General features: G+C 53.0%; 23 protein-coding genes. 9 read left to right on the forward strand and 14 right to left on the reverse strand.

Translation table 11 applies throughout. The features are described 5' to 3' along the window. Positions 1 to 51 precede the first annotated feature (51 nt). From tatC to katE, 10 genes are all read right to left on the reverse strand, one after another. On the reverse strand, positions 52 to 819 hold the full coding sequence (tatC, locus tag AACU55_RS10080; RefSeq protein WP_013577431.1) for a Sec-independent protein translocase subunit TatC: 768 nt from the start codon (positions 817 to 819) through the stop codon (positions 52 to 54). 2 nt (positions 820 to 821) lie between these two features. Continuing rightward, a complete protein-coding gene (gene tatB, locus AACU55_RS10085; protein ID WP_134706972.1) occupies positions 822 to 1,469 on the reverse strand; it encodes a Sec-independent protein translocase protein TatB in 648 nt (215 codons plus the stop codon). 3 nt (positions 1,470 to 1,472) lie between these two features. Next, the gene (tatE, locus tag AACU55_RS10090) at positions 1,473 to 1,739 is read right to left on the reverse strand and encodes a twin-arginine translocase subunit TatE (RefSeq protein WP_013577433.1); all 267 of its coding nucleotides are present in this window, start codon (positions 1,737 to 1,739) and stop codon (positions 1,473 to 1,475) included. Positions 1,740 to 1,812: 73 nt separating this feature from the next. Beyond that, positions 1,813 to 3,444 carry a ubiquinone biosynthesis regulatory protein kinase UbiB gene (gene ubiB / locus AACU55_RS10095; RefSeq protein ID WP_013577434.1) on the reverse strand — a complete coding sequence of 544 codons (1,632 nt, stop codon included), beginning with the start codon at positions 3,442 to 3,444 and terminating at the stop codon, positions 1,813 to 1,815. Then, the gene (gene ubiJ / locus AACU55_RS10100; RefSeq protein WP_134706982.1) at positions 3,441 to 4,049 is read right to left on the reverse strand and encodes a ubiquinone biosynthesis protein UbiJ; all 609 of its coding nucleotides are present in this window, start codon (positions 4,047 to 4,049) and stop codon (positions 3,441 to 3,443) included. The genes ubiB and ubiJ overlap by 4 nt, the downstream gene beginning before the upstream one ends. 13 nt (positions 4,050 to 4,062) lie before the next feature. After that, entirely contained in the window at positions 4,063 to 4,818 is a 756-nt protein-coding gene (ubiE, locus tag AACU55_RS10105) for a bifunctional demethylmenaquinone methyltransferase/2-methoxy-6-polyprenyl-1,4-benzoquinol methylase UbiE (RefSeq protein WP_134706973.1), read from the reverse strand. A 141-nt stretch (positions 4,819 to 4,959) separates the two neighbouring features. After that, on the reverse strand, positions 4,960 to 6,501 hold the full coding sequence (gene rmuC, locus AACU55_RS10110; RefSeq protein WP_037035386.1) for a DNA recombination protein RmuC: 1,542 nt from the start codon (positions 6,499 to 6,501) through the stop codon (positions 4,960 to 4,962). A 157-nt stretch (positions 6,502 to 6,658) separates the two neighbouring features. Next, complete coding sequence (locus tag AACU55_RS10115) at positions 6,659 to 7,186, reverse strand: DedA family protein (protein ID WP_013577438.1); 528 nt, start codon at positions 7,184 to 7,186, stop codon at positions 6,659 to 6,661. Positions 7,187 to 7,351: 165 nt separating this feature from the next. Then, positions 7,352 to 8,113, reverse strand: coding sequence for a uridine phosphorylase (udp, locus tag AACU55_RS10120; RefSeq protein WP_013577439.1), 762 nt, complete (start codon positions 8,111 to 8,113; stop codon positions 7,352 to 7,354). Positions 8,114 to 8,336: 223 nt separating this feature from the next. Next, complete coding sequence (katE, locus tag AACU55_RS10125) at positions 8,337 to 10,619, reverse strand: catalase HPII (RefSeq protein ID WP_205960155.1); 2,283 nt, start codon at positions 10,617 to 10,619, stop codon at positions 8,337 to 8,339. 183 nt (positions 10,620 to 10,802) lie between these two features. Here katE and AACU55_RS10130 point away from each other — a divergent pair, with 183 nt between their 5' ends. Next, a complete protein-coding gene (locus AACU55_RS10130) occupies positions 10,803 to 11,633 on the forward strand; it encodes a dienelactone hydrolase family protein (RefSeq protein WP_037035389.1) in 831 nt (276 codons plus the stop codon). A 90-nt stretch (positions 11,634 to 11,723) separates the two neighbouring features. Here AACU55_RS10130 and fsa read toward each other — a convergent pair whose 3' ends face one another. Further along, positions 11,724 to 12,386 (reverse strand): fructose-6-phosphate aldolase, encoded by a 663-nt coding sequence (fsa, locus tag AACU55_RS10135; RefSeq protein ID WP_134706974.1) that lies wholly within the window; start codon positions 12,384 to 12,386, stop codon positions 11,724 to 11,726. An 11-nt stretch (positions 12,387 to 12,397) separates the two neighbouring features. Further along, positions 12,398 to 14,902: a phosphoenolpyruvate--protein phosphotransferase gene (ptsP, locus tag AACU55_RS10140; protein ID WP_134706975.1), complete on the reverse strand. Its 2,505-nt coding sequence runs from the start codon at positions 14,900 to 14,902 to the stop codon at positions 12,398 to 12,400. 366 nt (positions 14,903 to 15,268) lie between these two features. Between ptsP and AACU55_RS10145 the strand changes: the two genes are divergently transcribed. The 5 genes from AACU55_RS10145 to AACU55_RS10165 are packed head-to-tail and all read left to right on the forward strand — an operon-like array spanning position 15,269 to position 20,231. Next, entirely contained in the window at positions 15,269 to 16,348 is a 1,080-nt protein-coding gene (locus AACU55_RS10145; protein WP_013577444.1) for a PTS fructose transporter subunit EIIC, read from the forward strand. Between the two features lie 17 nt (positions 16,349 to 16,365). Then, positions 16,366 to 16,695, forward strand: a complete 330-nt coding sequence (locus AACU55_RS10150) for a PTS fructose-like transporter subunit IIB (RefSeq protein ID WP_013577445.1) — start codon at positions 16,366 to 16,368, stop codon at positions 16,693 to 16,695. A 16-nt stretch (positions 16,696 to 16,711) separates the two neighbouring features. Beyond that, a complete protein-coding gene (locus tag AACU55_RS10155; RefSeq protein ID WP_134706976.1) occupies positions 16,712 to 19,009 on the forward strand; it encodes a formate C-acetyltransferase in 2,298 nt (765 codons plus the stop codon). After that, entirely contained in the window at positions 18,975 to 19,862 is an 888-nt protein-coding gene (locus tag AACU55_RS10160) for a [formate-C-acetyltransferase]-activating enzyme (RefSeq protein ID WP_134706977.1), read from the forward strand. Before AACU55_RS10155 ends, AACU55_RS10160 begins: the two co-directional genes overlap by 35 nt. Before the next feature lie 24 nt (positions 19,863 to 19,886). Beyond that, positions 19,887 to 20,231, forward strand: coding sequence for a PTS fructose-like transporter subunit IIB (locus tag AACU55_RS10165; RefSeq protein WP_013577448.1), 345 nt, complete (start codon positions 19,887 to 19,889; stop codon positions 20,229 to 20,231). 3 nt (positions 20,232 to 20,234) lie between these two features. On the opposite strand, the gene AACU55_RS10170 is transcribed toward AACU55_RS10165, so the two are convergent. Further along, on the reverse strand, positions 20,235 to 21,098 hold the full coding sequence (locus AACU55_RS10170) for an AraC family transcriptional regulator (RefSeq protein WP_037035424.1): 864 nt from the start codon (positions 21,096 to 21,098) through the stop codon (positions 20,235 to 20,237). Between the two features lie 253 nt (positions 21,099 to 21,351). Here AACU55_RS10170 and AACU55_RS10175 point away from each other — a divergent pair, with 253 nt between their 5' ends. Genes AACU55_RS10175 through AACU55_RS10185 form a run of 3 tightly spaced genes read left to right on the forward strand, consistent with a single transcriptional unit; the run spans position 21,352 to position 22,606 of the window. Next, positions 21,352 to 21,858: a lysozyme gene (locus tag AACU55_RS10175; RefSeq protein ID WP_134706978.1), complete on the forward strand. Its 507-nt coding sequence runs from the start codon at positions 21,352 to 21,354 to the stop codon at positions 21,856 to 21,858. Further along, the gene (locus AACU55_RS10180) at positions 21,855 to 22,307 is read left to right on the forward strand and encodes a hypothetical protein (protein ID WP_051931036.1); all 453 of its coding nucleotides are present in this window, start codon (positions 21,855 to 21,857) and stop codon (positions 22,305 to 22,307) included. Before AACU55_RS10175 ends, AACU55_RS10180 begins: the two co-directional genes overlap by 4 nt. Continuing rightward, complete coding sequence (locus AACU55_RS10185) at positions 22,304 to 22,606, forward strand: hypothetical protein (protein ID WP_051931038.1); 303 nt, start codon at positions 22,304 to 22,306, stop codon at positions 22,604 to 22,606. The genes AACU55_RS10180 and AACU55_RS10185 overlap by 4 nt, the downstream gene beginning before the upstream one ends. A 66-nt stretch (positions 22,607 to 22,672) precedes the next feature. Here the strand turns inward: AACU55_RS10185 and metE are convergent, their stop codons facing one another. Beyond that, on the reverse strand, positions 22,673 to 24,952 hold the full coding sequence (metE, locus tag AACU55_RS10190) for a 5-methyltetrahydropteroyltriglutamate--homocysteine S-methyltransferase (protein ID WP_134706979.1): 2,280 nt from the start codon (positions 24,950 to 24,952) through the stop codon (positions 22,673 to 22,675). Positions 24,953 to 25,035: the final 83 nt, after the last annotated feature.

Here is a 25,035-nt window from a genome sequence, read left to right on the forward strand (position 1 = left end):
TGAAACAGAAACCGCCCAACAGGGCGGTTTCTATGTATAACGAAAGAAACTTTAAGCAGGCTGATCCGGATCGGTCTCGTTGTCGACGTCCGACCGGCGACGGCCTCCGACATAGAAACGGGCGAAGAACACGCCGATTTCAAACAACAGGTACATTGGAATGGCGAGCAATGTTTGCGAGAACACATCCGGTGGTGTTAACAACATCCCGACCACAAAAGCCCCGACCAGCACATACGGACGTTTCTTTTTCAAGTCTTCGGGTGTCGTTACACCACTCCAGCAAAGCAACACAATCGCGATAGGCACTTCGAAGGAGACGCCAAACGCCATAAACAACGCCATCACGAAATCGAGATAGTTGTTAATGTCGGTGGCTATCTGCACGCCAGCCGGTGCAGTTTTCGCAAAGAAAGCAAACGCCAGCGGAAACACGACGAAATAAGCAAAAGCCACACCGAGATAAAATAACGCGGAGCTTGAAAACAGCAGCGGCATCATGAGACGGCGTTCGTGTTTGTAGAGCGCCGGAGCCACAAATGCCCAGACCTGATACAAAATGAACGGTGCAGAGACAAACACCGAGACAATCATGGTCAGTTTGATAGGCGTAAAGAACGGCGACGCGACGTCAGTCGCAATCATGCTCGCGCCCAGCGGCATTTGTTTGATCAGCGGTGAAGCCACCAACTGATAGATGTCATTTGCGAAATAAACCAGCGCTAAAAACACCACAATAATGCAGATAATGGCATTTAGCAGGCGCTTACGCAGCTCAATCAGATGACTGATAAGGGGTTGTGTATCTTCAACTGCCATGTTTAACGCTCGCCTGTCGTTTGAGTTGATGAAGCCGGTTTAGCCGGTGCTGCGAGTTCAGCCACAGGGGCTTCAGCAGCAGTTTTCACAACCGGTGAAACGTCAACAGAAGCGTCAGCCGCGTGTTCCGCCGAGGCCGTCAGCTTTTCAGCCGCAACATGCGCCGTTTTATTTGAGGCCAGAGCGGCATCAACAGCACTTTGCGGTGCCGTTGCCGGTGCAGAAACCACATTGTCGGCAGCAGCAGGAGAGACACCCGCATCATGGTGCGCTTCAGCTTCATCCAGAACAGGGTTGTGGATGGTGTTGCCTTCCGCTTTGGCTTCTTCCACAGCTTTCTCTGCAGGATTCAATCCTGAATTGATCGACTGCTTCATAGATTCTGCGGCTTCTTTCAACTCGTCCATAGACGCTTTGATTTCTGGCGTGAGATTCTTCAGACCGGCTTCTTCCGCTTTCTTCAGGCTATCCTGCAATTCCTGGAGTTTCAGTTCCTGCGACAATTCGCTTTGAACTGAAGCAGCCATGGCACGAAGCGTACGGATCCAGCCTGCTACTGTTCTGACTGCTACAGGTAAACGCTCGGGCCCGAGGACAACCAGGCCAATCACCAATACCAGCAGCAGTTCACTAAATCCAATATCGAACACGGCTTATACCTGCTCTTTGTTTTGGCTCTTGGTGTCTTCTGCTTTCGCTTCTGGCTTGCTTTCAACAGACTTTGCTACGAAATCAGCATCAGTGGGAGAAACGTCAGCGTCTTTAGTTTTTGACTGGCTGTCGTCGTCACTCATGGCTTTTTTGAAGCCTTTGATGGAAGCACCCAGATCAGAACCCAGACCACGCAGTTTCTTCGTACCGAACAGCAGTACCACAAGAACAACGAGGATCAGGATTTTTGTAATACTAATACCACCCATTATTTTCACCTCAAACAGGAAGGAACGACATTTATTGCCGTCCGCAAACGGCATTCGATTTAAAACAATTTGTTCAGCTGGCGCGCTTCCATCCGATTAACCAGGAAACAACACCGGCTGCCATCAGGCAGGCGGGGTAAACCTTAACGCCGCCTAACAGTAAGAGAGTTCCGCTCAACAACAGCGTCGCACCCATTCCCAACAAATAACGAGACTGCCCCTGACGGGAACTCTGGTTATGGATCTGGGAGGAAAGCTTCTCAATGTTGTATTGCAACAGCTTGTGCTGATGCAGGCTCTGATAAACCAAATCTGGCAGTTCAGGCATTTTCTCAATCCAGAACGGCGCACGCTCTTTCAGTGCGCGGATCATCGCCGGCAGACCCACCTGATCACGAACCCAGCTTTCGAGGAAAGGTTTCGCCGTTGTCCACAAATCCAGTTGAGGATAAAGCTGACGCCCGAGGCCTTCTACATACAACAGTGTCTTTTGCAGCAACACCAACTGAGGCTGGACTTCCATATTAAAACGGCGAGCCGTATTAAACAGATTTAACAATACGTTACCGAAGGAAATATCCGCCAGCGGTTTCTCAAAAATCGGTTCACACACTGTCCGAATTGCAAATTCGAATTCTTCAACGTTGGTATCTCGCGGGACCCAGCCGGAATCGACATGCAATTCAGCTACTTTGCGGTAATCACGGTTAAAGAACGCGATGAAATTCTCCGCCAGATAGCGCTTGTCTTCCTTATTGAGCGAACCAACTATGCCGCAATCAATGCCTATGTAGCAAGGATCTTCAGGCGTTTCGTAGCTCACAAAAATATTGCCCGGATGCATATCCGCATGGAAGAAACTGTCGCGAAAAACCTGAGTGAAGAAGACCTGTACACCGCGCTCCGCCAGCAATTTCATATTGGTGCCCTGTTTTTTCAGCGCCTCAATATCAGAAACAGGGATCCCGTAAATACGTTCCATCACCATCAATTGTTCGCTGCAATAGTCCGGGTACACTTCCGGCACATACAGCATCGGGCTACCTTCAAAGTTACGGCGAAGCTGAATGGCATTCGCGGCTTCACGTAACAGATTCAGTTCATCAAGCAGCGTTTTCTCATACTCACGTACCACTTCACGCGGACGCAAACGGCGACCATCCGGTAACAAAATCGGTAGCCAGCCAGCAAGACGCGACATCAAACGGATATCAGCAACAATGGTCGGTAAAATATCCGGACGGATAACTTTGAGCACCACCGGTTTGCCGTTTTCTTTCAGGATCGCCGTGTGCACCTGAGCAATAGACGCAGACGCCAGCGGCGTCTGATCGAACTCATCAAACCAGGTTTCCAGCGGGCCACCCAGCGCGGCATCAATTTGCTGACGGGCTTTCGCACCATCAAACGGCGGAACATGGTCCTGAAGCAAAGCCAGCTGATCGGCTATGTGCGGGGGGAAAAGATCGCGGCGTGTAGACATCATCTGACCGAACTTGATCCAAACCGGCCCAAGCTGTTCCAGTGCAAGGCGCATGCGCTCACCTAACGGCTTTTCTTTATGACGATTTGGTAACCAGAAAAAAAGATAACGACCAATTCTCAGTGGTAACGTTAAGCGGATTTTAGGGATCAGTTCGTCAAGGCCGTAGATCAGAAACATGCGGATAATCAGATATAAACGTCGCATTTCCCTAGGCGTCACGGTTTGTCCTCCAGTTTTTTGATACGTTTATCCAGCGCATCCAGCTCACACACCAGTGCGGAAACCTCATCACTAAACCAGACAACTTCCAGCGGACCGGGTGCCATTTTCCACTCTTCAGTCAGCGTTTGCGCCACATAGCTCTGCTGGTGTTTCAACCCTTTTCGCAAAAAGCTGAAAACGCCCTGCACGGTCTGACTCAGCCCCTGTGCCGCAATGTCACCGATATAGGGTGCCAGAAATTCCGCAGGCTCAATTTCCGCCATATCCAGCAATGCAGAGAACTGCTGAACCAGGGCGATATCGCCATCAACTACCAGCTCGCCACTGCGCATCATGGGCGACAACTGCTGGCGATCACGTAACTTATGCAGCACTGACAGTTTCGAGGTGACGGTGCAATCTGCCGCGCCGTCCCATTGCCCGAGCACATCAATTTTCTGTTCACTGAACACAAACGTCAGTGGTGTACTCAGTTCCTGCAATTCAACACGCAGAACTTTACCGGCCAGACGTGTCCGCGCCGCCTTCATGCTGCGATCTCTGAAAAGCAGGTAATTAAGCGGCGTCTCGATAGCGGCAGTCAGTAACGGCGTTAACAACATCGGCATACTCATATCAGAATTTGAAACCCCGATGTAACGCCACAATGCCGCCAGTCAGGTTGTGATAAGTCACATTTTCAAAACCTGCGTCTGCCATCATTCCTTTCAGTGTTTCCTGATCCGGATGCATACGGATTGATTCAGCCAGATACCGGTAGCTTTCAGCATCGTGTGCAACCAGCTTGCCAATACGCGGTAAAATATGGAAGGAATAGGTGTCGTAAGCTTTGCTCAGCGGCTTCAGCACCGGTTTGGAGAATTCCAGTACCAGCAGACGCCCGCCCGGCTTGAGTACGCGGAACATGGAACGCAGCGCCTTCTCTTTTTCAGTCACGTTACGCAGACCGAAAGAGATGGTGATACAGTCAAAATAGTTGTCCGGGAACGGCAAAGCCTCGGCATTCGCCTGAACGTAGCTGACGTTGCCGACGATGCCAAGATTGCGCAGCTTTTCGCGGCCCATCTTCAGCATGGAATCATTGATATCCGCCAGCACGACTTCGCCTTTCTCACCCACCAGACGGGAGAATTTTGCGGTCAGATCGCCCGTACCCCCGGCCAGATCCAGCACACGTTGTCCCTGACGGACACCGCTGCAATCAATAGTGAAGCGTTTCCAGATGCGATGAATACCGAAAGACATCAGATCATTCATCAAATCATATTTTGCCGCAACGGAATGGAAGACTTCTGCCACCATTTCCTGTTTTTCATCTTTGGCTACTGTACGAAAACCAAAATGGGTGGTTTCCGGCGTCTGCTTTTCCATTATTTATGCCTGCTTTTTCAGTCGAACTCTTGGGGAGAAGTGTATCAGAACCCGTTCGAAAGCCCCATCACCGATGGTGATTCAACATATTGCAAAAATTCATGCATTGAATCACAAATACAGTGCAGGCCCTCTCAACCGCTATGCCTGCTGGTGGGGAGTTAACTCACCCGGGTTCAGCGTCTGTTCTTCTTCCGCATCAGAGGTATCGGGCAGAGATGCGGTGTCTTCAGGTTCATTTTCCGCTTTCGCTATTTCAGCCAGAGACGGACTGATAGGCCGTTTAACTTCAACACCCAGCGCGCGGAAACTTTCCACCTGTCCGATAAGATTACCACGGCCTTGCGAGAGTTTATTCATCGCGGATCGATAACTTCCCTGCGCTTTGTCGAGACTTTGTCCCATCGACTCCATGTCATCCACAAACAGCCGCAGTTTATCGTAAAGACGTGCCGCGCGGTCGGCGATACGTTTGGCGTTCTGACTCTGATGCTCATAGCGCCACAAGTTACTGATCGTTCGCAGCGCCACCAGCAGGGTCGTCGGGCTGACCAGCATAATATTGTGCCGGAGCGCTTCGCTAATCAATTCTGGCTCACGGTCGATAGCCAGCAGAAAAGCGGGCTCAACAGGGATAAACATCAGCACATAGTCGAGGCTGCGCAGACCGGGAAGTTGCTGGTAATCTTTGCGCCCGAGCAGGCGGATATGTCCGCGCACCGAGGCAATATGTTCATTGAGTGCCGCTTCCCGCTCGCTGTCATCCTCGCTGTTGAAATAGCGCTCATACGCGACCAGGGTCATTTTGGCATCAATCACTACGTCTTTATTCTGCGGTAACCTGACGACCACATCAGGTTGCATCCGGCTGTTGCTGTCAACCTGCACGCTGACCTGAGTCTGGTACTCATGCCCTTCGCGTAAACCGGAAGCCTCGAGCACGCGGCTCAGCACCACTTCCCCCCAGTTGCCCTGCGTTTTGTTGTCACCTTTCAGTGCCTTGGTCAGGTTGACGGCTTCACGGGCCATCTCCACATTCAGTTGCTGCAGATTGCGGATCTCATGCGCCAGCGTATGGCGTTCACGGGCTTCCTGCCCAAAGCTGTCCTGCACCTGACGACGGAAACCATCCAGTTGCTCGCGCAACGGCAACAGTAACTTGTCGAGACTTTGCTTGTTCTGTTCGTCGGCACGACGGCCATTTTGTTCGAAAATCCGGTTAGCCAGATTTTCAAACTGGCTGCTCAGGCGCTGTTCGCTGTTAATCAGCAGACGCTGCTTTTCTTCAGCCGCCATGCGGGTTTCATCCAGACGGGTTGAAACCTCACGCAACTCTGCTTCCTGCGCGCTGTTGATTTCCCGCTGCGCACGCAGTTCCTGATTCAGTTGCTCACACTCGTTTTGCCAGTGGGCAAGCAGTTGTAATTTTTCCTGACTGGCCGCCTGCAGGCTATGCAGTTTGCGCAGCTCAAGTTCAGCCTCGCGCAGTTGCTGCTGCCCTGATTGCCGCTCGCTTTTGTGCGTATCATTTTCCGCTTTAGCCTGTTCCAGCGATTGTTCCAGCAAACGGCGCTGCGTTTCATACTCCGTCTGCTGTTGCTGTTGGCGCAGGCTGGCGATAAGCCAACCTACGAGTAAGCCCATTAACCCCGCCCCCAGGGCTGTCAGGATGCTGATATCCACGCGATTTCCCTCTTAAAGTCTCTTGCGGCCAAGGTAATGTCAGGCTGTATGGATGTCCAGTCTATTTTCTGTTGCATTGAGCCTTTGCGAGACGTCTTCCAAAAAGGAATTTCTCTGTATTTGCCCCCTTGCGATAGCCAGCCACAGAGAGCAGCATTCAAAACCAGCGGCTCAGCCACTGAATGCCGAAAGCACCTGGCGCCAGGATGCCGAAAGCCCAGATGAGTGCAGACGTCACATTCGCAATCTGGAAATATTTTTGCGGCATACCGCAGATACCGGCAACCAGTGGCACAACGGCACGAAGCGGGCCAAAGAAGCGGCCAATGAAAGCCCCGGGCATGCCCCATTTTTCAAAGAAAGCATGTCCACGAACCAGCATTTGCGGATGGCGGGAGAAAGGCCAGAAATTGCCAACCCGATCCTGATAACGGGCACCAATCCAGTAAGAAAGCCAGTCTCCCAGGAAAGCGCCTGCGGCGGCAGCAGCCCAGATGGGCCAGAACGGAATACCGGTTTCGCCAATCAGCGCGCCGAGTCCCAGCAAGATAAACGTCGCCGGGAGCAGCAGGGAAAGGAATGCCAGAGACTCACCAAAAGCCAGAAAGAAAACGATCGGTGCAGCCCACACCTGATGGGCACGGATGAAGGTAGTGGTGTACTCAAGAAGGTCGTGAACAGTCAAAAATGCAGTTCCTTTTGTCAGAGTTCCGGGAGGAGATTCATCAATTATTCCAGATGGATTACTAACATGACCTTAACAGATCTGCTTAGCAGGGCAAAAAAATGGGCCGCCAGAGGCAGCCCATTGATGTGATGATGTGATGTGGTTGTTTTAGTTTTATAGGGACTAAATAAGCCTGCGGGCTGCTTCTACAACAATCTTCACCGCATGACTTTCAGTCTTTTTCATGGTTTCCGCATTAGGGATTTCCTGCTGCGTGCGGTTCACGATAACACCCGCCACCATCCCCGCGCGCAGGCCCTGGCTTGCACACATGGTCAGCAGAGTCGCGGATTCCATTTCGTAGTTCATGACGCCCATTTCCTGCCACTCTTTCATCGATTCTTTGAAGCGACGGACAACACGGCCAGAGTAAGTGTCATAACGTTCCTGACCCGGATAGAAGGTGTCAGAAGAGGCGGTAACGCCAATGTGCGTCGCGGCACCCACGGCTTCTGCCGCCGCAACCAGCGCGGTGGTGCAGGCAAAATCGGCTACTGCAGGGAATTCCATCGGCGCAAAGTGCAGGCTCGCGCCATCAAGGCGAACGGCAGCGGTCGTGACCAGAACGTCACCGACATTGATGTGTGGCTGGATAGCGCCAGTTGTGCCGACTCGCAGGAAAGTACGGATCCCCAGTTGCGCCAGTTCTTCAACCGCAATAGAGGTCGAAGGGCCACCAATACCGGTTGAGCAAACAATCACAGATTTGCCATCAAGCTCAGCACGCCATGAGGTAAATTCGCGGTGGGAAGCCAGACGAACCGGGTTCTCCATCAATTTGGCAATTTTTTCCACGCGCTCAGGGTCGCCGGGAACAATCGCCAGCGTCGCGCCGTTTAAATCTTTTTTGGCCAGGCCAAGATGGAAAACTTCAGGCTGAGACATAACAAACTCCTCTGTGTGTAAGGTCATTTATTGGCAGGAGGAACACCCGGCAACTGTACTGAACATTGTGACGTTATTTCGTGACGGTCGTCACTATGATGTAACAACGGGAATTTCACATACATTTATTTTGTGATTCAAGTCACAAAATAAGGAGGGGTGAGGGAATTTTAAACAGGCAATCTCCGCTGCCGGGGATTGCCTGTTTATCAGTTACAGTTAATCAGGCAGGAACGGCATCTGCCGCCGCACTGCGCGACCAGATCCGGTGTTTGAGCATGTCTTTCAGAAACGCCTTCAGCAACGCTCCTTCTGCTTTTTCACCTTCCACAACGCCCTCTTCCGGCACATCGTCCGTCAGCCCCAGCAGCGATTTGAAGCGGCGTGCATCGCCACTTAGACCTACCACTTTCAGGTGTTTGTAGGCTTCGAGCACATAATGCCGTGCATCGCCATTCATCAGCAGTGCGTCGATATGCCCATGCGGAACAATCACTGCATCAACGGTGATGGAAGGCGATCCGGCAAACGTCGCATCAACCGGCAACGTAGAACCATCATCGGCAGTCACATTACCTAAATGACTGGCCAGCAGCTTAGGGTGAACGCCAGCGGCCTGAAGTGCCTGTAAGGTTTCCAGAACATCCGCTGCATTCACACCTTCACCCAGCAATATCGCCACCTGCCGCCCTTTGATCGTGCCTTTACCGCTGGCATACAAACTCAGCGACGGATCATTTTTCAGCCCATTCACGGGCTTCGGCGGTTTGATCTTCAGGGTGTCAGCGGAAAGGGTAATACCCAGATTTTTCGCCACTTTCTGCGCCAGCGTCTGATCAACATGCGCTAACAGATCCACGACCCGCTCGCGGATATACGGCCGCGCCACCTTCGATAATTCAAATGAGAAAGCGCCGATAATATGATCCTGCTCCGCTGTTGTCTGGCTCAGCCAGAACAGGCGCGGATGGGCATAATATTCGGCAAATGACGGGCTGCGCTGACGGATTTTTTCTGCATCAACCCGTTCAGGATAACTTTCAAAGCCACCGCCGGACGCTGCCGGAGGTGTTTCCCTCGGCCAGTTATTGTTGATGGAATTCGGCTCGTAGTTCGCCGGATTCGTATCAATGTCCTGACGGTGCATGCCGTCACGCTGGAAGTTATGGAAAGGGCACGTCGGCCGGTTAATCGGAATTTCATGGAAATTAGGCCCGCCCAGACGACTGATTTGCGTGTCGGTGTAAGAGAACAGTCGCCCCTGCAACAGCGGATCATTGGTGAAATCTATGCCCGGCACAATGTGCCCCGGGTGGAACGCGGCTTGCTCGGTTTCAGCAAAGAAATTATCGGGGTTACGGTTGAGCACCATTTTGCCTATCAGTTCTACCGGCACCAGTTTTTCAGGGATGAGTTTGGTCGGGTCGAGCAGGTCGAAATCAAATTTGAATTCATCTTCTTCCGGGATCAACTGCACACCCAGTTCGTATTCCGGATAATCTCCGGCTTCGATGGCTTCCCACAAATCACGGCGGTGGAAATCGGCATCTTTCCCGGCCAGTTTCTGCGCTTCATCCCATAACAAAGAGGCTTTTCCGGCCAGCGGTTTCCAGTGGAAACGCACAAAAGTGGCTTTGCCTTTCGCATTCACGAAACGGAAAGTATGGATGCCAAAACCTTCCATCGTGCGGTAACTGCGCGGAATGCCCCGGTCAGACATCGCCCAGAAAACGTTATGCAGGGTTTCCGGTTGCAGGGACACGTAATCCCAGAAGGAATCATGCGCACTCGCCCCCTGCGGGATTTCGTTATGCGGTTCGGGTTTTACCGCATGCACAAAATCAGGGAATTTATGGGCATCCTGAATAAAGAACACCGGTGTATTGTTACCGACCAGGTCGTAAATGCCTTCATCGGTATAAAACTTGGTCGCCCAGCCGCGGATATCACGCACGGTATCTGCCGAACCGCGGGAACCCTGAACGGTAGAGAAACGCACAAATACCGGCGTTTTCTTTTCAGGATCAGAGAGGAAGCTGGCTTTGGTCACTGCCTTCATACTGCGATAGGGCTGGAAATAACCGTGCGCCGCAGCGCCCCGCGCATGAACGATACGTTCGGGAATCCGCTCATGGTCGAAGTGAGTAATTTTTTCACGGAGAATGAAATCTTCAAGCAGTGTCGGGCCACGATTTCCGGCTTTCAGCGAGTTCTGATCATCAGAGATTTTGGTGCCCTGATTGGTGGTCAGCGGCTGTTTTTCACCATTTTTGCGGTGGCGTTCTAATGCATCGAGTTTGGCATTGGTATTTTTCGGACTCTTCGCACTGCCGGACGCTGTCGGTTCTTTTCCTGGCGGTGTCGGTTGTGGTGAAGGCTGATAAATACGATCGCCGGGCGCAAGATCCCCCAGGCCTGGCTGTGAAGATTCAATGCCCGTGGCGGGGGCGCGGCTTACCGATTTTGACTCGCTTTTCTTGGTCACTTTAGAGGGTGATTTTGACATTGAACATAGCTCCTCGACAAAGGTTTCGGGTGTTCTGTAGACGTTCTGTAAATCTTCCATGATGACTTTCCTGATTAACTTTTAACTATAGAACATCTCTTGCGCCTTGCTGTTCATGCTTTCCGGCTATAGTTTTAATCCATAGCCACAGATTTTCGTATGGACACTTGCCTGGAGACCCCAATGAAAAAAGAAGAATTGCTTACCCTGAAACAGGCTCCGACCAGCTTTGCCCCTGCCGTCACTCCCGTCGCCAGCACCACTATCCATACCGATACCGACGGGCTGCACGCAGGCCAGACCACCATACCCTCGCAGGGCGAAGATATGCCCGCCTACCTCGCCCGTCCGGAACAGTTCACCGGTAAATTGCCGATCGTGCTGGTGGTGCAGGAGATTTTTGGTGTACACGAACACATTCAGGATATCTGCCGCCGTCTGGCGAAACAGGGTTATATGGCCATCGCGCCGGAGTTGTATTTCCGGCAGGGTGACCCGCGTGACTACACTGAAATCAGTGAGCTTTTTGCTAAACTGGTCAGTAAAGTACCGGATCAGCAGGTGCTTGCAGATCTCGATCACACTGCACACTGGGCATCACAACATGGCGGGGACATTTCTAAATTAGGCATCACAGGTTTCTGCTGGGGCGGGCGCATCACCTGGCTGTACGCGGCGCACAATCCGCAGCTGAAAGCGGGCGTGGCGTGGTACGGCAAACTGGTCGGCGATAAAACGCTGACCAGCCCGTCAAATCCGGTTGACCGCGCCGCCGCGCTGGATGCACCGGTTCTGGGTTTATACGGCGCAGAAGATTCCAGCATTCCTCTGGATACCATTGAAACCATGCGTCAGGCCATTCGCGCAGCCAATGCTACGGCGGAAATCGTGGTATATCCGGAAGCGGGCCACGCGTTTAACGCCGATTATCGCCCGAGTTACCACGCTGAAGCCGCCGCCGACGGCTGGCAACGGATGCTGGATTTCTTTGCGCAGTATGGGGTTAAGCAATAAAAAGTATGGCGTGCAGTAAAAGGACACGGACCAGAATGACAAAAGCCCGACAGGTTTTTCCTGCCGGGCTTTTTACGGGAAGTTAACCCGTTACAGCGACAACTGCCCAAAGGCACCCTGCCAGTCTTGTTCAAATTTATCGACAGCCGCCTGTACCGCAGGCGCACTGATAAATTGCTCCGCTACGTCCACCGGGATAGTGACCGACTGACAACCTGCCAGCAGACAGGCCAGAACCTGACGCGGCGTTTTAAAACTGGCGGCCAGCACTTTGGCATGCGGCGCATGCAGGGACAGCAATTGCTGCAACTCCGTCACCATCGCAATGCCATCTCCCCCCTGGGCATCCAGCCGGTTAACATACGGCGCGACATATTCTGCTCCGGCCAGCGCCGACAGGAGTCCCTGCCCGGCACCATACACCGCGGTTCCCAGCGTTGGAATTTTGCGGGTACGTAAGAGCTTAATCGCTGCCAGCCCTGCGGCGGTGACGGGCACTTTGACCACCAGCCCCGGCACGCGGGAATGCAGCAGTTCAGCTTCTTCCACTATCTGTTCGGTCTGATTCGCCAGCACTTGTGCAAACAGTTTCCCTTCACCACCTAATGCATCACGAAGCGCGGGCAAAACCTCCCACAGGGAAGTCTGCGATTTAGCCACAATGCTCGGATTGGTGGTCACGCCCTGTAACGGTAAAATCCGCGATAAACGTTTTACTGCACTGATATCAGCCGTATCCAGATAAAGTTCCATATTCTCTCCTGTCAGAGTTCCAGTTCTTGTTTAAGCAGCGCTTCAATCTGTGCTGCGGTGGTGGAATGCATCAGCGCATCACGGAAACTGTCATGCATAATCCGTCGCGCCAGCTTTGAGAAAATCCGCATATGCTGATCGCCTGCAGCGTGTTTATTGAGAGTCAGCATGATGACAAACTGCGCTTCTTCATCGCCCCACCGCACCGGTTGCGGGAGTTTCGCGACGCTGATAGTCGATTGCTCAATGTGTTCTGATTTGGTGTGCGGTATCGCAAAGCCAAACCCGAGGCCGGTGGAAAATACGGCTTCGCGCGCCCAGACATCGGCGGCGAGTTTGCGCGGATAACGGCAACGCCCTGCCAGCATCAGGTTATCCACCATGCCTTTAATCACTTCTTCTTTACTGCGCCAGTCAGCATTAAGCGCCACACATTCCGCCGTAATCAACGGGGCATCGTTGACCGCCATCCTGAACTGCGCCAGCAGGTGTTCGACTTCCAGCGACGTGCGACACTGCATGGCGCGGTTAAGCAGAAGGCGACATTCGCGGCTGTCGAGTTTGGCCAGCCGTGCTTTGGTCACAGGAACCGACGGTGCACTCATGCTGATTTCATCAAGCCCCAGCCCGACCAGCAGCGGCAATACCGAGCCTTTCGCGCCAAGTTCACCGCATAAACCAATCCATTTACCGTGGCGATGCACTTCGCGCACAACGTGGTCGAGGCCGCGCAGGAAGGCCGGATTCAGGCTGTTGTAATGGCGTGTCACTTTCGCGTTATCACGGTCGACCGCCAGCAGATACTGCGTCAGGTCATTACTGCCGATGCTAAAGAAATCAATCTCTTCGCAACACTGATCGATGATGAACATCACCGACGGCACTTCCAGCATGATCCCAAGCTGAATTTTTTCATCAAAAGGCACTTGCTCACTGCGCAACGACTGCCTGACTTCAGCCAGTTGATCTTTCACCCATAAGATCTCTTCCATAGAGGAGATCATCGGGATCATGATTTTCAGCGATCCGTGCGCCGAGGCGCGCAGGATCGCGCGCAACTGCGTATGGAATAACGGCAGGTATTCCTGATAAATACGCACGGCGCGATAACCGAGGAACGGGTTGTTTTCGGCAGGAATGTTCAGATAATGAACTGGTTTATCGCCACCGATATCCATGGTGCGGATAATGATGGTTTTGCCGTTGGCCGCATCCGTAGCCTGACAATAAATGTTGTACAACTCATCTTCGGAAGGAGCGCTGACGCGATCCATATACAGCATTTCTGTACGGAACAGTCCGACAGCTTCTGCCCCATTGCCAAACGCCGCGCTGGCTTCGACCGAGTGGGCAATATTGGCCGCCACTTCAAGGCGCACACCGTCAGCGGTATACCCCGGTTTATTGAGATACTCACTTTGCTGTTCACGCAGCGCCTGATGCACCGCCTGTTCCTGACGATAATAACGGCGCACCGGTTCGCTGAGCGCACAGACAATCAGCCCGAGATCGCCGTCGATCTGCACATTCTGCTGCAAATAAGCCTGAAGTGGCTGTGGATCAACGCCAACGAGTGCAGGAATATTGAACGATCGGGCAAGGATCACGGTATGCGACGTACTGCCTCCGCTGCCGAGCAACAGCCCCTTCAGGTGTGCTTTATCCAGTTCGAGAAATTGACTTGGCGTCAGTTCATCTGCCAGACAAATACTGGCTTCGCTCAGTGCCTGCTGGGAAGGAAAACGCTCCTCGCCATAGATTTGCTGTAAAAGCTGGAAGCTGACATCACGAATATCCAGCTCGCGTTCACGCAAATAGGCGCTGGACGATTGTGCGAGCTGCAAGCTGAAATGCGCGGCGGTGTCGACAATGCTTTGCGCACAGCTCCGGCCTTGCGCCACGCGGCTCAGCAAGGCTTCCCGCAGGCTGTTATCACGCAGCAAAGAACGGTGCGCTTCCAGCACTGCCGTGATCGTCCCGTTGCCCGCCATCAGCTGTAATTCGAGTGATTTTTCAAGCTGTGCCAGTCCGGTGGAAAGCAGACTTTGTTCTTTATCTTTACCCTGAGATTCCGGTAGATCCCTGAGTGTCGCCAGATTCACATTCGACAGGCTGACCAGTTTCCCCAGCGCACAGCCTTCACTGACTGAACGGGCGCGGAAAACCAGCGGAGAAAGATGCATCAGGGATTCAGGAAGCGGCTCAAATTCAGCGTTTTCATCAGGCTCAGGCAGGGCTTCATCGCAATGAGGCAGCTGATGTTTAATGAAATGTGCCAGCGCAGCATGCGCGGCATCTTCGTCATTCCCTTCAATGGTCACGTGACATTCATCGTTAAACAGAATATCGGCACCAATCAGTGAAAGGACACTTTTACCATCTGCAATGCGGTCAGTACGCCCATTGTGCCACTTAAATACAGACCCGAAACTGTTGCACAGCGTTTCAATATGGCTGGCCGGGCGGGCGTGAACACCATTTACCAACATGCAGGTGAAGCTCAACTTCTTGGCCATTTCTGAATCCTCATCCCAAATTCCGGTGTAATGCACCGGCTCCTTGCAGCATAAGAGTCAGGCGGATTCGATAGCTACCAGACAAAAATGACAAACACTGGATAAATGTAATGTGTATCGTTTTTTGCGAGCCAGCTCACGCGCCACTACCGTCACTAAACCGCGTATTGTCTCGGGTTATTTGAACCGGCTCGCATTTTTGTGAGGACATTACAAAAGTCCAGTAAAACACAAATTTATCCACTATGAGCGCCACATCCAGCAGCCTATTGTTGAGGTCGATAGCCTTTCTGTATCTGCGGTTTTTGAAATGAAACCCTGATATTTGCGATTTTCAGCCCGACACCGGTTTTCGTGGAGTTCATCATGAAAGACTTACTCAATATTCTAAAAAATACCCGCCAGCATCTGATGACTGGCGTGTCTCATATGATCCCCTTTGTGGTCGCGGGTGGCATTTTGCTGGCGGTCTCGGTGATGCTGTATGGCAAAGGTGCCGTACCGGACGCGGCAACCGATCCGAACCTGAAAAAGTTATTTGATATCGGCGTCGCCGGTTTAACCCTGATGGTGCCTTTTCTGGCGGCTTATATCGGTTATTCCATCTCTGACCGTTCCGCGCTCGCCCCTTCGGCAATCGGCGCCTGGGTCGGCGCCTCATTCGGCGCAGGATTTTTTGGCGCGATCATCGCCGGTTTGCTGGGCGGCATTATCGTTTTCTATCTTAAGAAGATCCGCGTACCGAAGATCCTGCGCTCGGTGATGCCGATCTTCGTGATCCCGATTATCGGCACCCTGCTGACTGCGGGAGTCATGATGTGGGGACTGGGCGAACCGGTTGGTTTGTTGACCACCTCCCTGACTCACTGGCTACAAGGCATGCAGCAGGGCAGCATTATTGTGCTCGCCATCATCATGGGGCTGATGCTGGCCTTCGACATGGGCGGGCCTGTTAATAAAGTGGCCTACGCTTTCATGCTGATTTGCGTGGCACAGGGTGTGTATACCGTGGTGGCGATTGCCGCCGTGGCTATCGCGACACCGCCGCTGGGGCTGGGCTTTGCCACGCTGATTGGCCGTAAATACTATTCCACCGAAGAGCGCGAAGCGGGAAAAGCCGCCATGCTGATGGGCTGTGTCGGTATCACCGAAGGCGCCATACCTTTTGCCGCCGCTGATCCGTTGCGTGTCATTCCTTCCATCATGTTCGGTTCTGCTTGTGCGGCGGTGACTGCCGCCCTGGTTGGCGCGCAATGCTATGCCGGCTGGGGCGGGCTGATTGTACTGCCGGTCGTGCAGGGAAAACTGGGGTATATCGGCGCGTTGCTGGTCGGCATGGTTGTCACTGCACTGTGCGTCAACACGCTGAAATATCTGGCCGCCAAAAAGCAGTCGGCAAAAACGCGTCAGGAATCTGACCTTGATCTGGACTTCGAAATTAACTGAACCCAAAGGAAAACATCATGACTCACATTATTGCTGTCACCGCGTGCCCGTCCGGTGTTGCTCATACTTATATGGCGGCTGAAGCGATTGAGCGTGCGGCAAAAGCTAAAGGCTGGGAATGCAAAGTTGAAACGCAGGGTTCAATCGGTCTGGAAAACGAACTGACGCCGGAAGATGTGGCGGCCGCCGACATCGTGATCCTGACCAAAGACATCGGTATCAAACAGGAAGAGCGTTTCAAAGGCAAAGTGACGGTGCGCGTGGCCATCAGCGATGCCGTAAAACGCGCAGATGCCATCATGGAAAAAATCGCAGCGCATCTCGCCAAAGCTGCTGTCACGGATTGATCCCAAGGAGAACGAGATGACTTCCCGCACAGAACGTCTTAAAGCCGCACTTTTCGCCAGCCCGCGTGAAATCTCGCTGGAACGTGCCCTGCTGTATACCGAAAGTCACCGCAGCACAGAAGGCGAACCCACGCTTTTGCGCCGCGCGAAAGCCACGGCATACATTCTGGATAACATTGAGATTGCCTTGCGTGAAGACGAGCTGATTGTCGGTAACCGTACGGTCAAACCACGTGCGGGGATCATCTCCCCTGAAATGGACCCCTACTGGCTGCTGAAAGAGCTGGACACGTTTCCCACCCGTCCGCAGGACCGTTTCAACATTTCTGAGCAGGATAAACAGATTTACCGCAGGCAGCTTTTCCCTTACTGGGAATCGCATTCGATGAAGGATTTCATTAACAGCCAGATGCCGGAAGAAGTGAAAGCGGCCACTCAGACGCAGATTTTCAGTATCAACCAGACTGACAAAGGTCAGGGGCACATCATTATCGATTATCCCCGTCTGCTGAATTCGGGCCTGGATAACTTAGTTTCAGAACTTCAGCAACACGTTGCCGGCGCACCGGATAATGCCTTTTATCAGGCAGCGCTGATTACACTGCAGGCAGCACAGCGGCATATTTTGCGCTACGCCGCGCTGGCAGAAGAATTAGCAGAAGTCTGTCAGAACGACTCAAGAAAACAAGAACTGGCGCGTATTGCCCGCATTTCGCGACATATTTCCGGCCATAAGCCGCAGGATTTCTATCAGGCCTGCCAGCTGTTCTGGTATATGAATATCATTTTGCAATACGAATCCAATGCCAGTTCGCTGTCCCTCGGGCGCTTCGATCAGTACATGCTGCCGTTCTATCAGCACTCGCTGTCCCACGGCGAATCCCCGGCGTTTCTTAAAGAACTGCTGGAAAGCCTGTGGGTTAAATGCAACGACATCGTGCTGCTGCGCTCGTCGTCCAGCGCACGTTACTTCGCCGGATTCCCGACGGGTTACACCATTTTACTCGGCGGTCTGACCGACACCGGACGCAGCGCCGTCAATGTGTTGTCGTTCCTGTGCCTGGATGCCTATCAGAGTATTTGTCTGCCACAGCCCAACCTTGGCGTGAGAGTCAATGAACTGATCGACCGCCCGTTCCTGCTGAAAACCGCCGAAACAATCCGCCTCGGTACCGGCATTCCACAAATTTTTAATGATGAAGTGGTGGTTCCGGCATTTCTCAATCGTGGCGTGCGCCTTGAGGATGCGCGGGATTATGCGGTAGTAGGCTGCGTGGAATTATCCATCCCTGGCAAAACCTACGGGCTGCACGATATTGCCATGTTTAACCTGTTGAAAGTCATGGAACTGACGCTGCATGAAAATGAAGGAAACACCGCGATTACTTATCCTGAGCTGGTGGAACAGATCCGCCGGAAAATCAGCCATTACGTCAGGTTGATGGCGCAGGGCAGCAATATCTGCGATATCGGCCACCGCGACTGGGCGCCGGTTCCGCTGCTGTCCTCCTTTATTGCAGGTTGTCTGGACAGCGGCAAAGACATTACCGCTGGCGGCGCACGTTATAATTTTTCCGGTGTTCAGGGCATCGGCATCGCCAACCTCAGCGATTCCCTGCATGCGCTGAAAGGCATGGTGTTTGATCAGCAACGCCTGACCTTTGATGAATTACTGGCTTCGCTGAAAGAGAATTTTGCCAGCGAGGAAGGCCGCGCCATTCGTGCCCGTCTGATCAACCGCTTTGAGAAGTATGGCAACGACATTGATGAAGTCGATTTGATCAGTGCAGATTTGCTGCGTTTTTACTGTAAGGAAGTCGAGCAGTATCGCAATCCACGCGGTGGTCAGTTTACGCCGGGTTCTTATACTGTTTCCGCACACGTACCTTTAGGTGCGGTAGTCGGTGCAACGCCGGATGGCCGTTTTGCCGGTGAACAACTGGCAGATGGCGGACTTTCGCCAATGTTGGGCCAGGATCATCAGGGGCCAACGGCGGTACTGAAATCCGTCAGTAAACTCGACAATACACTGCTCTCCAACGGTACGCTGCTGAATGTGAAGTTCACGCCATCAACGCTTGAAGGCCAGCAGGGGCTGAATAAACTGGCCGATTTCCTCGGTGCGTTCACCCGCCTGAAGCTGCAGCATGTGCAGTTCAACGTGGTGAATGCTGAGCAGCTTCGCGAAGCGCAAAAACGTCCACAGGATTTTGCGGGGCTGGTCGTCAGGGTGGCGGGATACAGCGCGTTCTTTGTTGAGCTGTCAAAGGAGATCCAGGATGACATTATCGGTCGCACCGCGCACCAGCTCTGACCTGCGGATCCCTGTTATGGAAGCAACGGAAAGACGCGGGCGCATCTTCAACATTCAGCGTTTTTCACTCAACGATGGCCAGGGTATCCGTACCCTGGTTTTCTTCAAAGGTTGCCCCCACCGCTGTCCGTGGTGCGCCAACCCTGAATCGATGTCACCACGCATTCAGGTCATCAAAAGGCAGGCAAAATGCCTGAACTGCCGCACCTGTTTGCAGGATCCGAACGAATGTCCGAGTGGTGCAATGGAGTATGTCGGCGAAGATATTACGCTTCCGGACTTAATGACGCGCCTGCTCAAGGATGAGATTTTTTTCCGCTCGTCGGGCGGCGGTGTCACGCTTTCCGGCGGCGAAGTGCTGATGCAATACACATTTGCCGGTGAGTTGCTCAGGGAATTGCAGGCCTTAGGCATTCCGACAGCGATCGAAACGGCGGGCGATGCACCGCTGGGTCATCTTCTGACACTTGCTGATCACTGCGATCAGGTGTTGTATGACTTCAAGATAATGGATCCCGCTCAGGCACGAGCAGTGCTCAATATGGATCAGCCGCGTGTGTTGCAGAATTTCACGGCATTGGCACGACGCGGCGTTAAGCTGCTGCCCCGCCTGCCGTTGATCCCCGGTTTTACGTTAACACTTGAAAATATGCAACAAATTCTGGATTTCCTGCAGCCCTTCAATTTAACTGAAATCCATCTGCTGCCCTTTCACAAATACGGCGAAGCGAAGTATCCGTTACTGGATAAAGCGTATTCAATGTATAAGACGACGGCACCGGATGCCGCAGCTATTGCGCCGTTTTATGCGATGGCCGAAAAATACGGTTATACCGTGACGCTCGGTGGATAAATTTTCTTAATCAGGGGAAACACTATGTCGCTCAAACTGGTCGCAGTAACCGCCTGTATCAGCGGTGTGGCGCATACTTATATGGCGGCAGAAAAGCTGGAAAAACTGTGTCAGCACGAAAAATGGCCGGTAAAAGTTGAAACTCAGGGGGCCCTGGGCCTCGAAAATGCACTGTCAGAAACCGACATTGCTCAGGCCGATGTTGTTCTTTTAGTCACTGAAATTCAACTGGAAAACGGTGAGCGATTTGCGCACAGCCGTTGCGTCCAGACCGGCATCCACACCTTTTTACGCACGCCGGAGAAAGTGATGGCTGCCGTAAAGAAACTCGCCACCTCGCCTCAGGGAACGAAAATCGTTCTGCCCTGACGATTACGACGTCCTATTTTCCAACTGGCTACGGTATTGCCGCCGGTATTCTGACGGAGAACGCTCAGTGCTTTTCCTGAACTGGCGGCAAAAATAGTTACTGTCAACAAAGCCACAGGCGTGCGCCACTTCCCTCACTTTCATGTCGTAGCCTTTCAACAAGTTCTTCGCCTGTTCAAGGCGGACATAATTCAGGTATTCGTTCAGCCCGATACCGCCGCTTTTCTGGAATAAATGCGACAGGTAATTTGGCGAAATATAGAAAGCCTTAGCGACAGAATCGCGGGTCAGCGGCTCGCGGTAATGTTCTTCGATATACTGGCGAACGGCCTCAAAAAGCGCCTGACTGCGCGAGGCAGTTTTCACAAAGGAACTGAACAAGTCCAGCGCGTGGCTCAACAACCCTTTCACCAGAAACTGCGCCGTAGTCTGATCGCTGCGGTGCCAGGCCAGTTCGTTTAATGCCTGCAACATAAACGCCCCCACGCGCGGCCCGCGCCTGCCCACATTGCCTTTTTCACCGGACGTAAACTGCGCGCCATCCCAGTTCAGCAGACTAAAGCCCAGTTGCTGCTTGCCAAATAACAGAGTCAGCGTGCGTACCGGTTCTTGCCATTGCGGGCTGTTCCAGCCTTTAGCGGGAATGAACAACACATCGCCCGCCAGCATGCGGACATCCTGATTGTTCCCCTGTTCGTCCTCGCATTTCATCATCTGCTCCCCTTCCAGAATCAGTTCCAGCCGGGGGAAATCGACCTGATAGGACAGTTCAGGCACGGAATGCTGAGCACCGGCAAAATACACCTGGCGGATACCGTGCGGATGTTCAAGTACTGGCGTTAAAAGGGGAAAAAGCAGATGGGTCATGATCAGGCTACCTTTCAGCAGAATCACACCATGATAGCGAATCTGCGCCGGAGAAAGAAAAACAAGACCAAAATTTGCGGAAGAAGATGGAAATTCCGCCCAGCCAGGCGTTGCACATCCGGTGCAGCCTTCAGGCGGAAGGGTTCCACCTGTAAAGCGTCACGGGCATGTGTCACTTTCAGAGGGCGGACTGATGCGGCAATGGCACGGGACGCCGGGTCAGAACTGCAGGTATCCACTGAGGGCACAACCAATGCGTGAATCAATGTCGGTAAGTCAGAACGGACTCGGGCTGATTGAAAAGTTCGAAGGGCTACGTTTAAACGAATATCGGGATCAGGCAAACAGGCTGACCATTGGTTACGGGCACCTGATCCTCCCGAATGAAGCATTTCCTCATGGCATCACGCAGGCGAAAGCCATAGCGCTGTTGCGTAACGATGTTGGGATCAGTGAAAAAGGCGTGAATAAACTGGTGACCGTTGAACTGACACAAAATCAATTTGATGCGCTGGTGTCGTTTACCTACAACCTTGGCGTCGGCTCGCTGGAAAGCTCTCACCTGCTGAAATATCTCAACGAAGGTCAGTTTCAGCAGGCCGCTGGTGAGTTTCTGAACTGGGACAAAGTGGGCGATCTCCCGGATCATGGATTGCTGGTCCGTCGCGAAGCGGAACGTGATCTGTTCATGGATTCGGACTCACCAGCGACAGGCATCATCTGCAAGCTCTGGAACTGGTTTAAGGGGGTATCAACATGACACCCATCGTATTTGAAACCACAGAAAGCTTTCTGCTCAGCCAGATCCTGGCCTCTTTCGCCGGTCTGTTCGGCGGACTGAGTCTCTCTTTTTTCTGGCAACCTAAAAGGCTGCATCAGCATGGCCCGGTGTCGGCTGGTGTCATCATCAGCAGTATCAGCGTAGGTGCAGCATTTGCACTGGGCGGGCTGGTTTCCGGCTGGCTGGGGATGAATTTTAATCAGGCGGTGAATGCGATGGGGCTGGGGTACGGGCTTGGCGTCGTCAGCGTCGGCATGATTGCCTGGCTGGCGAATTTCTTCAACCGCCGGGAAGACGACGACATTCTGGAGATTGCCGAGGAACTTCAACGTGCTGCTTTTGGCTTCAATAAAAAGCATCAGCACACGCCACTGAAAAAGCCTCGTTCCCGGACCCGCATGAAACCCGACACAGGAGATAAACCATGACGGTGGAATGGATCGGCCTGCTGGCGCTGACCGTGATGGATATGCTCACCGTCAGCGTCATTTTTATCTGTGCTTTCAATAAGCGGATGCTGCTGATGCCGGTTTGGTATCGGGCGGGTTTGATCGCCGCTGCACTGGGCTTTGCCGCACAAAGCGCCTCGGGTCTATATTACCTGAGCAATGGCACCGTCATGGATACCCATCAGCTGTTTTTCCGGGGGTTGAAAGATATCGGCATCACCCTGGTAGCGACGCATTATTTTTGGCAGATCATCCGGGGACGCAAAAAACTGAAATAAAAAGGGGGCACCGGAGTGCCCCAAACGTTTCAGCAACAACACAACGTAAATCTAGAGAGCGTTCACTCAGGCTTTCTCAGCACGCAGACGCCTGGCGGCTTTCACCATGTTTTCCAGCGACTCGCGGGTTTCCGGCCAGCCACGGGTTTTCAGGCCGCAGTCCGGGTTGACCCACAGGCGTTCTGCCGGAATACGATCTGCAGCTTTACGCAGCAGGTCTTCAATCCATTCCACACTGGGCACATTTGGCGAGTGAATGTCGTAAACGCCCGGCCCGATTTCGTTCGGATATTCGAAGTCTTTAAACGACTCCAGCAAGTCCATATCGGAACGTGAGGTTTCGATAGTGATCACGTCAGCATCCAGTGCGGCAATGGAATCCATGATGTCGTTGAACTCGCAGTAACACATGTGGGTATGGATCTGCGTGTCGTCACGGGCAATTGCGGCATTGAGTTTGAACGCATCCACTGCCCAGCGCAGGTACGCCTTCCATTCAGACCGACGCAGTGGCAGGCCCTCACGCAGTGCCGGTTCGTCAATCTGGATGATGCCGATACCGGCTTTTTCCAGATCTTCGACTTCATCACGCAGTGCCAGCGCGATTTGTTTGGCGATCGTTTCGCGGCTGACATCTTCACGCGGGAACGACCAGCACAGGATCGTAAGCGGGCCGGTCAGCATGCCTTTCACCGGTTTTTCGGTCAGAGACTGCGCGTACTTCGCCCACTCTACGGTGATCGCTTCCGGGCGGCTGACGTCGCCGATAATGACCGGAGGTTTTACGCAACGTGAACCGTAGCTCTGTACCCAGCCGTTTTGCGTGAACACAAAACCGTCCAGATGTTCACCGAAGTATTCCACCATGTCGTTACGTTCAGCTTCGCCGTGAACCAGCACGTCGATACCCAGACGTTCCTGTTCTTTGATGGCTTGCTTAATATGCTCACTGATACCGGTGCGGTATTTAGTGTTATCCAGACGGCCTTGTTTAAAGTCCAGACGCAGGCCGCGGATTTCCGTGGTTTGCGGGAATGAACCGATGGTTGTGGTCGGCCATGCCGGCAGGTTGAAACGGGCACGCTGCGCTTTGGCGCGTTCGGTGTAAACATGCTGACGCTCAATATCCGCGGCAGTAATCGCGGCAACACGCTTACCGACGGCCGCATTGTTTACTCGGGTGGATTCACGACGGGCGCGGATTGGCGCGCTGTATTCCGCCAGTTTTTGCTGCGCTTCGGCGGTGGGATTGTTCAGGGCAGCGGTCAGCAACGCCAGTTCGGCACATTTTTGCAGGGCGAAGGCGAACCAGCTTTTCACTTCTTCATCCAGACGGCTTTCGACGCTTAAGTCGATCGGGCTGTGCAGCAGTGAACAGGAGCTGCCGATCCAGATTTTACGGTCTTCAACCAGTGGCTTCAGACGGTCAAACCAGGTACTGAGATCCGCGCGCCAGACGTTACGGCCATTGATGACCCCCAGAGAAATCAGCCAGTCTTTTGGCAGCGCGTTGATGACGGTTTGCAGATCGTCACGACCAGCGACGGCATCAATATGCAGACCCTGAACCGGTAACTGGCGAAGGGTGTCGAGGTTGTGCCCGACGCTGTCGAAATAAGTGGTCAGCAGCAGTTTAGTTTTGCTCTGTTCCAGCGCGGTGTAAGCCGGTTTGTACGCATCCAGCCATTCCTGCGGCAGTTCCAGAACCAGAGCCGGTTCGTCAATCTGCACCCATTCGATGTCGCGTTTTGCCAGTTCAGCCAGAACCTGCTGATATACAGGCAGAATATCGTTGAGCAGGGAAAGACGGTCAAACTGTTCGCCCTTCACTTTGCCGAGCCACAGATAGGTCAGCGGCCCCAGCAGAACAGGTTTCACTTTGTGGCCGAGCGCCAGCGCTTCGTCCACTTCTTCCAGCAGTTGTGTCCAGGCCAGTTTGAATTTCTGACCTTTCACGAACTCCGGCACCATGTAGTGATAGTTGGTGTTAAACCATTTGGTCATTTCCGCCGCGGCAGCCGGTTTACCGGTTGGCGCACGGCCACGGCCAAGGCGGAATAAAGTATCGAGATCAACAGAGCCATCGGCATTCTGATGACGGGCCGGTACGTTGCCCAGCAACAGGCTGGTGGTCAGTACGTGATCGTACCAGGCGAAATCGCCCACCGGCACCAAATCCACGCCTGCTTCAGCTTGTTGCTTCCAGTGACGGGCGCGCAGTTCACGTCCGGTTGCCAGCAGTTCTTCCTGAGTGGAATTGCCTGCCCAGTAGCTTTCTTGTGCTTTTTTAAGTTCACGACGCAGACCAACGCGTGGAAAACCCAGAGTGTGATTCAGTATCGTCATCTTTTAAATTCCTGTTTAGCCATCCAGATGTTTACACATCCATAATCCGCAGGTAGTGTATATTCCACAAGCGCAAATTATTC

The sequence above is a fragment of the Rahnella sp. CJA17(1/100) genome, from assembly GCF_963881615.1.
In the GTDB taxonomy this organism is placed as follows: Bacteria; Pseudomonadota; Gammaproteobacteria; order Enterobacterales; family Enterobacteriaceae; genus Rahnella; species Rahnella aceris.